A 12639-nucleotide genomic window follows, 5' to 3' on the forward strand; every position below is an offset into this window, starting at 1 on the left:
GCCTACGCCCACCACGCGCCCACCACACGCCCGCCCGCCGCCGCAGGCCCTGTGAGCCGCAGTCATAGGGAAACCCTTGGGGTGCTCCCGTGGATCGCGCATTCATCCAGAGCGATCCCGCTGTCAATCTGTCGTCATCCCGATGGGCCGACCACTCGTCCCTGACCGGGCCCGGCCACGCCGAAGCTCCTGCTTTGCGGACCACGAAGGGAATCCCCATGCCCCGCTACTGCGTCATCGGTGCCGGCGCCGCAGGCGTCTCCGCCCTGCAGCAACTCCGCCAGCGCGGCCACGAAGTGGACTGCTTCGAGAAGACCGACCGGGTCGGCGGCCACTGGCACACCGACTACGACGCCCTGCACCTGATCACCTCGCGCGACATGACGACGTTCGAGGACTTCCCGATGCCCGCCGACTACCCGCACTTCCCGCGCCGCGACCAGGTGCGCGCCTACATCGAGTCCTACGCCCGCCACCACGGCCTCTACGAGATCATCCGGTTCGGCACCGCCGTGACGAGCGTCGAGCCTGTCGAGGCGCCCGAGGGGAGCGGGGACGCCCGGACCGGTGCGTACGGCTGGCGCGTGACCACCTCCGCCGGGGACGACGAGATCTACGACGGGGTCCTCGTGGCCAACGGCCACCTGTGGGACCCCAAGATCCCGGACGTCCCCGGCGAGTTCACGGGAAAGACGATCCACTCGGGGTCGTACCGGAACGTCTCCGACCTGGAGGGGGACCGCATCCTCGTGGTCGGCGCCGGCAACTCCGGCTGCGACCTGGCGGTCGACGTCGCCCAGCACCGCCTGGACGCCGACATCGTCATCCGGCACGGCTCATGGTTCCAGCCCAAGACGTACTTCGGCGTGCCGCGTCAGCAGGTGCCCTTCCTGGCCGACTTCTCCCCGTCCGAGCAGGACCTGATCAACCGGCTCATGTCCCGGCTGTCGCTCGGAGAGTGGAACGCCTATCCGGGTATGCCCGAGCCCGAGGGGGCCACCCTCGCCGAGGGCTACGCGGTCGTCAACGACCTCCTGCTGTACTGGATCCACCACGGCCGCATCACCATCCGCCCGGCCATCGACCGCTTCGACGGCAGAACCGTCCACTTCACCGACGGCACGGCCCGCGACTACGACACCGTCCTGTGGGCCACAGGCTTCAACGCCCGCCTTCCCTTCCTGGACGACGACCTGTTCAGGTGGGTCGGCGGAGTGCCCGTGCGCTACGCGGGCGGCATCGTCGCGGAAGCCGCCGAGAAGCTGTATTTCATCGGCCTCATCGCGCCCCGTGGCCCGCAGATCCCGGTCTACGGCATCCAGGCCAAGATCGTGGCGAAGATGATCGAAATGCACGAGCAGGCCGGCGCCCAAGGCGCCCCGCTCGCCGGATACCTGGCGTCCCTCCAGGAGCCCGAGACCGGCATCGACGTCGTCCGCGACCGCTGGCTGAGTCAGATGGCCGACACCGAACGACTGCTGGCGGCCTACGCGTTGTCCTCGGGCGACTCGACACCCTCGCTCCAGCCGGTGTGAACCACAGCGCCGAACAGGATGCCCGGCAGGGCGCCTTCGCTTCCGACGGCGCCGAGTGGGCCCTTGCCTCCGCGGCCCCCGGCTCCGACACCCGGCGCTGCCGGTCAGCCGAAAGCGGCCAGGGAGACCGGCTGCCACTGGCGCCAGGTGCTGAGACGCTCTTCGTAGAGATCGGCGACGTCGGCGTAGGACCTGCCGAGGAAGATCCTCAGTGGTGGCTGGTCCGCGTCGACGATCCGAAGAATCGCGTCGCGGGTCGCGCGCGGGTCGCCGACCTCGAAGTCCGGTGCGGTGGCCGCGTGGACCTCGCCGTAGTCCTGGTGCGGCTCACTGTGCCGTGCCCCGCGGGCCAGCCAGTCGGTGGCATAGGGGCCGGGCTCGACGTTGGTGATGTGGATGCCGAAGGCCGCCACTTCCTGCGCCAGGGACTCCGACAGCCCTTCGAGGGCCCATTTGGAGGCGTGGTAGGCGCCGATGCCGGGGAACGCGCGTACGCCTCCCTCGCTGGTCACCTGCAGGATCCTTCCCGATCGTCGCGACCGCATGAGGGGCAGCACGGCCTGCGTGACCCACACCGCGCCGAAGAAGTTGGTCTCCATCTGAGCCCGGAGGTCGTCCTCGTTCACCTCCTCGACCATGCCGAAATGCCCGTACCCGGCGTTGTTGACCGCGATGTCCAGCGAACCGAAACGCGCGTGGGCGAGCCGCACCGCCTCATGCACCGCGGCGCGGTCGGTGACGTCGAGCCGGACCGGCAGCACCGCGTCCCCGTACCGCTCGGCCAGAGGGGCCAGCAGGCTGACGTCCCGCGCTGTCGCCGCGACGTGATCGCCGCGTTCGAGCGCCGCTTCGGCCCACTCGCGGCCGAACCCCCTCGAACTGCCCGTGATGAACCACGTCTTCGCCATGACCGGTACTCCCTGCGTGCGACTTGCGGCTTGCCTGCTGTTGCCCCTCCATCGTGTTGCCGATCCAGGTATTCCACCAGCGAAGGTCTTTCATGGAAGACATGCGATTCCGGAATGTGTCAGGGTGGCGGCATGGCCGACTTCACCCTCACCGGTCTCCGTGTCGTCCAGGCGGTGGTCGACACCGGATCGTTCACCGCGGCGGCCGACGCCCTCGGATACACCCAGTCGGCGGTGTCCCGTCAGGTGGCGGCGATGGAAGCCGCCGCGGGCGCACCGCTGTTCGTCCGGGGCGCCCGCGGGGTGGTTCCCTCTCCCGCGGGCATGATCCTCGCCCGCCGGGCCACGACGGCGCTGAACGAGATCGACGCCGTCGGCACAGACCTCGCCGGACTTCAGGACCACGTCACCGGACGAGTCGCCATCGCGGCGTTCCCCTCGGCCGCCGCCGTGCTCGTGCCCAGGACACTGGCCCGCCTCGGAGACGACCACCCGGGGCTGATCGTCGAGTTCGGCGAGGCGTCCTCGCCCACGCAGCTTCGCCAACTCCGCGCCCACCGCATCGACATCGCGGTGATCGGCATGGGTCCGGACCTGCCCGCCTACGACGTCGAGGGGCTGCGCCGCGACCTGCTCCTGGACGGCGGTCTGCTGCTCGCCGTCCCCGACGGCCACCGGTTCGCCGGCCGCGGAACCATCCCGGTGACCGAGCTGAGAGGTGAAACCTGGATCGTCGGCAAAGGCCTCCGCGACGACCCCCAGTTCGGCGCCTGGCCGACCCTCGACCACCCGCGGATCGCCTACGCCGCCCGCGCATGGCCCACTCGCCTCGGGCTGGTCGCCGCCGGTCTCGGCATCGCCGTACTCCCCGAAGTCGCCGCGGCCTCGGTCCCCGCCGGAGTCCGCACCGTCCGGGTCGACGACCCCGCCTGGCTCGGCCGCGCCGTCGTCGCCGTCACGGCCCGCGACCGCTCTCCCGAGGTGACGGCCACCGTGGAGGCGCTGCGCCACGAGGCCGCACAGCTTCGTGCGGCGCCGTGACACCGCGGCCGGCCAGGAAGACGCGGGCGGTGACGCCGCGCTGCTCGGCCACGGACGACTCGGCCCGTGGCCGGAGGGCGGACACGGCGTCGCCACTGCCCCACAACCGCGTCCGCGTCATGGCGCGGCCACGCCCGCCCCCGATGGCGGCAAGTGCCCATCGTCCCCGCAGAGGTCGAAACGGACCTCTGCTTCATCAACGGCGCGACTACTTCATCTGGGGTGCGACCGATGGAATTCCCCACCGGTGCTTGGCCAGGTCCCTGGGCCCGATCTTGTTCCCCACCCCGCGAGGGGTGTTACGGGCGTCGGCCAGAAGCCGTTGTACCGGGTACGGCTCCCAGGGCCGCCCTGGCCTGACGGGTGCGTTCGTCGGCGAGGACTTCCGTCCGGCCCGCTTCGACGGCGGCGAAGGTCTGCTCGGCGATGGCTTCCGGAGTGTTCTTGGGACCGGTGACATGGGCGGCCATGTCCGTGTCGATGTATCCGCAGTGCACGCCGACGACGAGGACGCCGGTGTCGTGGAGTTCGCCGCGGATCCCGTTGGTCAGGGCCCAGGCGGCGGCCTTGGAGGCGCTGTAGGAGCCCATCGCGGGGTTGGTGAACCAGCTCGCGATGGACAGCACGTTGACGATGGCGCCGGGCGCGTTGCCCACGAGCAGCGGGGCGAAGGCACGGCACATCGCGAGCGTGCCGAAGTAGTTGACCTCCATCTCGGCGCGGGCGGCGTCCGGGGCGGGCGCGGCGAGCAGGGGGCTGTCGGTCAGGACCCCGGCGTTGTTGACCAGCAGGGTCACGTCGGAACACGTCTCGGTCGCGGCAGCTACCTGGGCGAGATCGGTGATGTCGAGGGTAACCGGGATCACGCCCGGCTCGCGGACCGACCGCGGGTCGCGGGCCCCGCCGTAGACGCGGTGGGCGCCGCGTCGCAGGAGCAGCCGGGCCATCATCTGTCCGAGGCCCCGGTTCGCCCCGGTCACCAGTGCCGTTGCCCCCTGGATCCGCATGGTTTCCCCCTCTCGTCCGGCCGATTCGCCGGCGGTTTCCCGATCACGCAGTGGACCATGTGAGATGAACGGCGGTCTCGCGGAACCCCAGAGCGCGATAGAAGTCGGCCGCTCTGCGGGTCGGCACGGTCACCTCGACGTCCTTCGCCTCCCGGGCCCTCGCCTGTGCGGCCCGGACCAGCGCGGAACCCGTCCCGCGGCCCCGCATGGACTCGGCCACGGTGAGTTCGAGCAGTTCGAGGACCGTTCCGCCGGCGAACAGGGTGGGCATGCGCAGCGCGAGCAGGTATCCGACCACGCACGCGTCCTGCTCGGCGACCAGGAACTCGGCCCTGCCGTACGAGGCGGCCTCGATGACCCGGGGGAACGCGCCGTCGTCGAAGACCGCTCGGTCGGGCCGGTAGCTCGTCACGAACCCGGTCAGCAGACGGTAGATGTCATCGGCGTCCGAGGGCGTGGCGTCGCGGATGGCCGTCACGCCGACGTGTCCGCCGGGAGGTCGGCGATCGAAGCTGTTGTGGCCCCCGGGACGGCTGCCATGAACTCCGCCGCCTCGATCTCGATGCTGCCGCCCGGCCGCGTCCCCGCCCGCGCAAGCCGCCCGGCACCGGCGGGCAACCGACCGCCTCGGCGGACCCCGACCGCGAGGGCGTCGTACCGCAGGCGTACATGGCCGGGCAGCGCCGCCGGGAGGAGAGGGTGCTCGTGCGGCCGAAAGGACACACCATGGGAGGCGGGCCTCTCCGGTGGACCAATGGGCGCGAGAGCGGTCACCTCGGCGAGATTACCTTGCGCAGTGCGGGAGTTGGCAACCAAATGAGGGGAACGAGCAGAGGCGGCCGAATGACGTTGGCGGGGCCTTCGTTCAGTTGTCGTCGGCCAGCCAGCGCAGTGCGCCGATGCCGGGCAGGAAGAAGTACTCTCCGCCGCGGGTGATGACGAAGCGCTCGACGCCGTGCAGGCGGCGCCGGACGGGGTGCTGTGGGACGGTGAAGTCGCCGGTGCCGTCGTTGTCGCCGGTGAGCAGGTCCTTCTCGGTGTCGAGGCCGGTGAAGTTGCCGTCGTTGAGCCACTGCGACTTCACGAACTCGAACTGCCGGTCGAGGTGGGAGCCGATGAAGACGAAGACGATGCCGCGGTCGGCGCCGTCGTCGTCCAGGGCGCCGGCGGGCAGCGGCGGGCCGTAGTTGGTGCCGCGACGGATCATGCGGTGCAGACGGACGTCGCCGATGATCTGTGAGTCGCGCGGGTTGGCGCGCCGGGCGTGGGCGCCGTGCGGGCAGAGCGTGCCGTGCGGGTCGGACTCGTAGCGGAAGTCGTTGTTGCGTCCCCTGTCCGCTCCCAGGGCCGGGTCGTCGTGCTCGGGCGCCAGGACCAGCGGGGCGCCGCTCGGCCAGCGGCCCACGATCTTGGCGGCGAGCAGTGATTCCTGCTCCGGGCCGCCGGAGTTCTCACGGAGGTAGCGTCGGAAGGCGGCCACGCGCGTGTGCAGCTTCCGCCAGGCCACGAAGGTGCCGTTGCGGCCCAGCTCGGCCGGCTCCGGCATGGGTGGCAGGTTGCCGGTCTCGTCGGGGTGGCCGAGGACGAACTCACCTGCCTTGAGCGCGGGACCGTCGCCCGGCGGGGCCTGCGCACCGCTGCCCTCGATCGTGGGGTTGCCGATGCCGTCCTTGTAGCCGAAGGTGGTGCGCCCGGTGGACAGTTGGTAGAAGTCCTGCCGGTAGACGACCTGAAGGCCGGGCAGCCGCGCGTGGGCCTTGCGGGCACGTTCGAGGACGACGGCCAGGGACTCCTGGTCGGCGGCGAGGAGGGACAGCACCACGTGCACCTGGCCGGTGCCGAAGGGCGGCTCCCAGCGGGCGGGCGCGCTCTCCCCGGTGTCGCCGATGAACTCGGCGCGGGCCGCCATGCCCTGGCGGAACTCCTCGGGGAAGGTGTTCAGGGAGGCGGCGGGGACCTGGAGTGCTTCGAGTCCCCGGTACGTCAGTCCGACGTTGAGGAGCGCGGGCAGCTCCGGCTGCCACCAGTCGGCGGCGGAGTCCACCAGGTCGGCCAAGCGCCCCATCAGCCGACGGCCGGCGCCCGGATCGTCCACCCGCAGCAGGATGTAGGTGCCGACGTAGGGCGACGGACGGTCGCGCAGCACGATGCCCTGTATGTCGTCCAGCTGCAGCGGCGAGGCTTGGGCGTGAGGCGCCGTCATGTCGTCCCTCCGGTCGGGCATCGGCCGAATTTGTATCAATTGCGGCTACCGTCGGCGCGCTCCGACACGACGCACGGCGTGGTCGAGGAGCGCGTGGGCGCGTGGGGTCGCCCGAAGGGCCAGGTTCTCCCGCGCCAGCACGAGTGCTCTGCGCGGGTCGTCGCCGACCGTCAGCCAGAACTGCGCCGCGTGGTCGACGTACGCCTCGGGGTGGTGTGCCGTCAGTTCCTCGTAGCGCGCGGCGGCGTGGGCACGCCAGAACCGCACCTCCGCCGAGTTCTCTCCCGCGTCGAGGTGGCGGGCGAGCCCGGCCGCGTAGGCGGGATCGTCGCTGGCGAGGGCCAGTCGGCGCAGCCGGTCCACCGCCGCGGCCGTTCTGCCTTCGGCGGCGTCGGTCTCGGCGAGGTGCCCCTGGGCCGGTACGTAGGACGGCAGCCGGGCGACGGCCGACTCCAGCCAGTCGCGCGCCCGCGCCGGGCGGCCCCGCTCCAGCCACATTCGTCCGCACTGGAATTCGAGGACCGCCGGCGGAAAGGGACTGACCCCGCGGTAGGAGCGTCGCGCCGCCAGGAACCACGATTCCGCCTCGTCCGCCGCCCCGCCTGTCTCAGCGCTCTCGGCGCTCTCGGCGCGGCAGCGGGCCATGGCACCGAGGGTTCTGAAGTCCCGCCGTCTCGACAACGCGTACCGGCACAACGCGAGCGCCTCGTCGTACCGCCCGAGCGCCTGGCAGACCGCTGCCCGCTCCTCGTCGACGGTGCGCCGGTCGAGTCCCAGGGCGGCCGCCCTGTCCAGATCGTCCAGCGCCGCCGCGAACCGGTGGAAGTGGGCCGCCCGTCCGGCGCGTGCCAGGAGCGCACGAGGATCGCGCGGCGCCCGGGCGGCGAACGCCTCGGCGAGCGTTGCCGCGCCCTCGGCCTCGTCGATACGGCCCCGCACGTGTCCGCGCAGGGCGGTCAGTTCCACCAGGTCGACCCAGCCGTCGGCGGTGAGCCCTTCCCGTGCGGCCCGGGCCCTCAGACCCGCGAGGTGCGCGTCGAGATTGCCCTCGGCGATGACGCCGGCCGTCGTACGCGGTCCGTCCGCAAGGCCGGGCCCGGCCCGAGGGGCCGCGGTGGCGCTGCTCATCGGCTTGCCGCGGCCTTCGGGATGACGGCCGCCTCCGCGGGCGGATTCGGGTTGGCCGGCGCCAGGTAGGGGAACTCGCGCAGGGCCGGGACGGTCCCGTCGACGCCGTCGCTCACCCGTGGGCCGTTGCCCGCGTTGACGATCAGCGTGTAGAGCGTGTCGATGACGTCGTCGTCGAGCGACCGGCCACCGCAGGTCGTGTACGGCCGGCCGGCCAGCAGGGCCCGCTCGATCTCGAAGAAGCTGTCCTCGGCGTACGGCTTGGCCGTATCCACGACCAGGAAGTCCGCGAGCAGCGGTTCCGTCAGCGGATGCGTCCCGTCCGGCCGCGTCGTCCAGTCCTGCTTGCCGTCGAGACCGTCGAAGAAGGCCAGGTTGGCGTTGAGCCGTGAGCGATAGGCGTCCAGGTGGGTCGGGCCGAGCCGGAACGGGTCTTCCTCGTTGTAGAGATCGCGCAGATCCACGATCTTGTTGGCGGTGTCGACCCCGTTGTCCGACATGAGGATGTTCTTGATCTCGGGGCGGCCCAGGCGTTCCAGGCGTATGGGGTACGGCCCGAGGGTGACGGTCTCCGCCGCGACGGCGAGGACGCTGCCCGCGGCCGGCCCGAACACCCTGGCGGCATCGAGTTCCGCCACGAAGGTCAGGATGTCGTTGCCCTCCAGCAGGTTGGTGCCCTCCGCCACGAAGGTGAGGCGTCGGCTCGCCCGCGTCTCCACCTCCTTGGCCACGTCCATGAAGAAGGGATCCAGCCGCAGCCCCGCGTAGCAGTGCACGCCGTCGCCCTCGCCGCCCCGCTCGTCGTTCACCGGGAACGACACCGGTTCCCCGCTCGGCAGCACGCACGTTCCCCGCTGCCCCGAATCCCCGTCCTGCCCGGTCGGAGCCGAGAAGGTGCAGGTGAGCGCGAATTCCTCGGTGCCGACATCGAACAGCGTGCCCGCTTCCCGCGTGGACACGGACGCCGGGCGCACGCGGAAGCGGTAGGCGGCGGCGTCGGAGAACAGGGCTCCGGGCCGGGCGCTGGGAAAGACGTTCAGGACGAGGACGAGCCGGCCGGGCCGGGAAGGGCTGGGAAAGGCGTAGAGGTCGGTCAGGTCTATGGCCGGATCGGCCACGGCGCGGGTACCGGAAAGATGGTCGGACATGGTGTTGTGACCTTCGCTGACATGAACCGGGCTCATGAGCGCACCCCGCCGGGGCCATCCGGCCTCCCGGCGCGGGGACCGGGCTGCTAGCCGGACGCGGTGTCCAGCAACGTGTTGAACGCCTGCGTGACCTTCTGCGCCTTCGCGGTGTCCGCGACCGTCATCGCCGGGTTGGAGGCATACCACATGTCGGCCTCCACGATCTTCGGCGCCAGCCAGTCGACGATGCCCGGATCCGTCGACCCGGGATAGCCCTCCACGACACCCTCGAACATCTCGTCGAACCACTCTCCGGCGTTGGCGAAGATGTCCGCCATGTACGGCTTGAAGTCACCGTCGTAGGTGACCGCGCCCAGGACCTGAGTGTCGTTGTTGATGAACGTGACGCGGAAGTCGTGGACCGTGCCGACGAGCTTCTCGTAGTGAAAGGCGTCTTCCTGGATCTTGGCGGCGTTCTGGCGGAATCGGTCCGCCCCGCCCGGCTTGGCATCGAGCAGGACGGTGATCTCCGCCACCTCCCCGACCCGCTTGCCGTATCCGTCGGGCTGCCTCGCCACGGTCGGGGTCGCATCCGTCGGAGTCGTCGACCTCGGAGAACCCTGTGTCGCCATGACTCCCTCTCCCTTCCCGAGTGCATCCGCACCACTCCGACACTCAGCTTTGCCGTCCTCCAGAGCGCGGGCAAGACGATCACGCCACCAAGAGGCGAAGGAAGCGGCGCTCGCTTGGCGAGCGGAACCAGGCAAACCCTCTGACCTGGGGCGATAGGGCTCGCCGAAGGTTTCGGCCGGTTCGGTAGGAAGGCGCTCTGGTTGGGGTTCGGCGGTCGGGGCCGGTCTGTAGTGCGCGGAGACCAGGTGGGGTGAGGGGCTGGTCCGGTCGCACCAGGGGAGGACGGGGGCTGGGGACGATGTCCGGTGGGGCGCCGGAAGGGAGGGTGAGGGGTGCGTGAATCTCACGCGTTCCCCTGTCCCGGCGGTGTCTGGAGTGATCAGCACGTGAGGAAAACGATGTCCAGGTCCGGCGATGTACTTGCGCCGGTCCGTATCGGGAGGCTGTCGATCGGTGCCCTCGGCATCCTGGCACTCGCCCTCGGCACGCTGCAGTCGGTGGTGGAGCCCGCGCTCCCGTTGCTGCAGCGTGAGTTGGGGGTGAGTCCTGCCGAAGGGGCGCTGGTCGGCAACGCGTTACTCGTCACGGGCGCGGTCGTCACGCCCGTCGCGGGCAAGCTCGGCGACCGCTATGGCGGCAAGCGGGTGCTGGTGCGGCTGATGGCGGTGGTCTCGGCCGGCGGTGTGGCGGCGGCCCTGGCACCGAACCTGCCGGTGCTGTTGTTCGGTCAGGTACTGCAGGGCGCGATGGTGGGGGCGCTGCCCCTTTCGTTCATCCTGGTGCGCAAGCACCTCCCGGCGGGGGCGTCACAGGTGGCGATCGGACTGGTCGTCGCGTTGTTCACGGGTGGCGGCATCGTCGGAACGCTGATCGCCGGGCCGATCGCGGACGGACTGTCCTGGCACGGGATGTTCGCGCTGCCGACGCTCGCGGTCGTCATGGCGACGGCGGCCGTGGCTCGGCTGCTGCCGCACGATCCGCCGCTCCGGTCGGGCCATGGGATCGACTGGCCGGGTGTGCTGCTGCTGAGCGGCACACTGCTCGCGTTCATGCTCGGGCTCGTGACGGCGACGCGGGACGGCGGTCTGCCGCCCCTCGCGGTCTGCGCCGTCGCGCTACTCGTGGCCGCCCTCGCCGCCGGATGGGTCGCCGTGGAGCGCCGGGCGGTCTCGCCGATGGTCGATCTGCGCATGCTGGCGAAGCCCGCGATGTGGCATGCGTGCGTGCTCACCCTCGTCATCACCACCAGTTTCGGGATGGCGGCCTTCCTGCTTCCGCAGCTGTTCGGGGTGTCGGCCGACGGGTACGGCTTCGGCGCCGGGACCACCGACATCGGACTGTTCCTGCTGCCCGGTGCCGTCGCCGGGGCGGTGAGCGATTCGGTCGGCGGGATCGCGGCGCGGCGTTTCGGTCCGCGTGCCGTGGTCGTCGTGGGTGCCGTCGTCACGGCGGGCACGATGATCGCCCTGGCGTCGCTGCACACCGCGGAGTGGCAGCTCGTCCTCGCGAAGGTGCTGACCGCGTTCGCCGCGGGTGTCGGTACCACGACGCTGCTCGCCGGCACCGCCACCGCCATCGAGACCGCCGACATCGGTATCGCCACCGGCCTGCTCGTGGTGACGCGCGTGATCGGTGTCGCCCTGGGCGCCCAGGCCGCGGGTGCGGTCCTCGACGCCGGCGCCGAGCCGATGACGGGCCTGCCGGCCGAATCGGCCTTCGTCACCGGGTTCATGGCCGCCGGGCTCGTCGCCGCGTCGTCGCTGTTCGTCGTCCGTCTCACGAAGAAGGGAGCGCAGGCATGACATCGGTGGGAGGGGCGACGGATGGGAGGGCCGCCGTGTGGCGCGAAGTCCTGATCTCGGGGGCCGGTGTCTCCGGACTCGCGCTGGCGTACTGGCTGCACCGGTCCGGATGCGCGGTCACCGTGGTGGAGAAGGCCGGCGCACTGCGGGACGGCGGTTACCCGATCGACGTCCGCGGAACCGCGGTGGAGGTGGTCCGGCGGATGGGCGTGCTGCCGCGGCTACGGGAGGCTCAGGTCGACTCCCGGCGCTGCACCTTCCTCAGGGCCGACGGCAGTGCGGTGGCCTCGGTCCCCACGCGCGCCGTCCCCACGCGCGCCGTGGCCGGTGGTGCCGGCGGCACCGGTGGTGTCGAGGGACAGGATCTGGAGGTGCGTCGGGGGGATCTGACCACGGTCCTCCACGCGCTGGTTCGCGACGGCGTGGAGTTCGTGTTCGACGACTCCGTCGACGCCCTGGACCAGTCCGCGGCAGGGGTCGACGTCGCCTTCCGCGGCGGGCGACGGCGGACGTTCGACCTGGTGGTCGGTGCCGACGGTACGCACTCACGTACCCGGGAGTCCCTGTTCGGCCCCGAAGAGCGGTTCCACCGCTACCTCGGCCACTGCTTCGCCCTGTTCACCATGCCGAACACCTTCGGGCTCTCCCACGAACTCGTGCTGTGGAACACCCCGGGGAAAGCCGCGGCCCTCTACGCCGTCGGGGACGACGACGAGCTGCACGCCTTCCTGAACTTCCACCGGCCGGAACCGCCGTTCGACGCCCTGCGGAGCCCCGACGCCCAGCGGGACCTGGTCGCCACCGTCTTCGCGGGCGCCGGATGGGAGGTCCCCGGCATGGTCGACGCCATGCGCGACGCGGACGACCTGTTCTTCGACACGGCCGGTCAGATCCGCATGCCCCACTGGTCCCGCGGCCGGGTCGCGCTCGTCGGCGACGCCGCGTACGCACCCTCGTTCCTCACCGGACAGGGCACGAGCCTCGCACTGGTCGGTGCCTACATGCTCGCCCACGCCCTGGCCACGCACCGGGACCACACCGTCGCCTTCGCCGCCTACGAGCACGCCGTTCGTGGATTCGTGGCCATGAACCAGGCACTGGTCGACGACGGCGCGGCCACCCTCTTCCCCACCACGGAGCGAGCCCTGGAACGACGCGACACCCTGCTGCGCGGCCTCGACACCCTGCCCTCCGCGACGACACGACCGGCCCACTCGGCCCTCACCCTGCCCGCCTTCGCCCCGCCGCCGTGACC

12 protein-coding genes are annotated in these 12639 nt (G+C 71.2%); 4 read left to right on the forward strand and 8 right to left on the reverse strand.

Annotated features, from left to right (window positions below):
• The first annotated feature begins 218 nt into the window (after window positions 1-218).
• Window positions 219-1535, forward strand: coding sequence for a flavin-containing monooxygenase (locus ACGFZS_RS45430; protein ID WP_393800112.1), 1317 nt, complete (start codon window positions 219-221; stop codon window positions 1533-1535).
• 104 nt (window positions 1536-1639) lie between these two features.
• On the opposite strand, the gene ACGFZS_RS45435 is transcribed toward ACGFZS_RS45430, so the two are convergent.
• A complete protein-coding gene (locus ACGFZS_RS45435) occupies window positions 1640-2443 on the reverse strand; it encodes an SDR family NAD(P)-dependent oxidoreductase (protein WP_393800113.1) in 804 nt (267 codons plus the stop codon).
• 132 nt (window positions 2444-2575) lie between these two features.
• Between ACGFZS_RS45435 and ACGFZS_RS45440 the strand changes: the two genes are divergently transcribed.
• The gene (locus ACGFZS_RS45440; protein ID WP_393800114.1) at window positions 2576-3484 is read left to right on the forward strand and encodes a LysR family transcriptional regulator; all 909 of its coding nucleotides are present in this window, start codon (window positions 2576-2578) and stop codon (window positions 3482-3484) included.
• 299 nt (window positions 3485-3783) lie between these two features.
• Here ACGFZS_RS45440 and ACGFZS_RS45445 read toward each other — a convergent pair whose 3' ends face one another.
• The 7 genes from ACGFZS_RS45445 to ACGFZS_RS45475 all read right to left on the reverse strand — a co-directional run bounded on the left by ACGFZS_RS45445 (window position 3784) and on the right by ACGFZS_RS45475 (window position 9527).
• Entirely contained in the window at window positions 3784-4491 is a 708-nt protein-coding gene (locus tag ACGFZS_RS45445) for an SDR family oxidoreductase (protein WP_393800115.1), read from the reverse strand.
• 43 nt (window positions 4492-4534) lie between these two features.
• Window positions 4535-4969, reverse strand: coding sequence for a GNAT family N-acetyltransferase (locus ACGFZS_RS45450; RefSeq protein WP_393800116.1), 435 nt, complete (start codon window positions 4967-4969; stop codon window positions 4535-4537).
• Window positions 4966-5214, reverse strand: coding sequence for a hypothetical protein (locus ACGFZS_RS45455; RefSeq protein ID WP_393800117.1), 249 nt, complete (start codon window positions 5212-5214; stop codon window positions 4966-4968). The genes ACGFZS_RS45450 and ACGFZS_RS45455 overlap by 4 nt, the downstream gene beginning before the upstream one ends.
• A 142-nt stretch (window positions 5215-5356) precedes the next feature.
• A complete protein-coding gene (locus tag ACGFZS_RS45460; RefSeq protein WP_393800118.1) occupies window positions 5357-6694 on the reverse strand; it encodes a Dyp-type peroxidase in 1338 nt (445 codons plus the stop codon).
• Window positions 6695-6739: 45 nt separating this feature from the next.
• The gene (locus tag ACGFZS_RS45465; protein ID WP_393800119.1) at window positions 6740-7822 is read right to left on the reverse strand and encodes a tetratricopeptide repeat protein; all 1083 of its coding nucleotides are present in this window, start codon (window positions 7820-7822) and stop codon (window positions 6740-6742) included.
• Window positions 7819-8970: a DUF4331 family protein gene (locus ACGFZS_RS45470; RefSeq protein WP_393800120.1), complete on the reverse strand. Its 1152-nt coding sequence runs from the start codon at window positions 8968-8970 to the stop codon at window positions 7819-7821. The genes ACGFZS_RS45465 and ACGFZS_RS45470 overlap by 4 nt, the downstream gene beginning before the upstream one ends.
• Window positions 8971-9056: 86 nt before the next feature.
• Complete coding sequence (locus ACGFZS_RS45475) at window positions 9057-9527, reverse strand: hypothetical protein (protein WP_393800121.1); 471 nt, start codon at window positions 9525-9527, stop codon at window positions 9057-9059.
• A 453-nt stretch (window positions 9528-9980) separates the two neighbouring features.
• Between ACGFZS_RS45475 and ACGFZS_RS45480 the strand changes: the two genes are divergently transcribed.
• Window positions 9981-11384: an MFS transporter gene (locus tag ACGFZS_RS45480; protein WP_393800122.1), complete on the forward strand. Its 1404-nt coding sequence runs from the start codon at window positions 9981-9983 to the stop codon at window positions 11382-11384.
• Window positions 11381-12637, forward strand: coding sequence for an FAD-dependent monooxygenase (locus tag ACGFZS_RS45485; protein WP_393800123.1), 1257 nt, complete (start codon window positions 11381-11383; stop codon window positions 12635-12637). Before ACGFZS_RS45480 ends, ACGFZS_RS45485 begins: the two co-directional genes overlap by 4 nt.
• The last annotated feature ends 2 nt before the right edge of the window (window positions 12638-12639 follow it).

Origin of the sequence: Streptomyces sp. NPDC048288 (genome assembly GCF_043201555.1) — a bacterium.
In the GTDB taxonomy this organism is placed as follows: Bacteria; Actinomycetota; Actinomycetes; order Streptomycetales; family Streptomycetaceae; genus Streptomyces.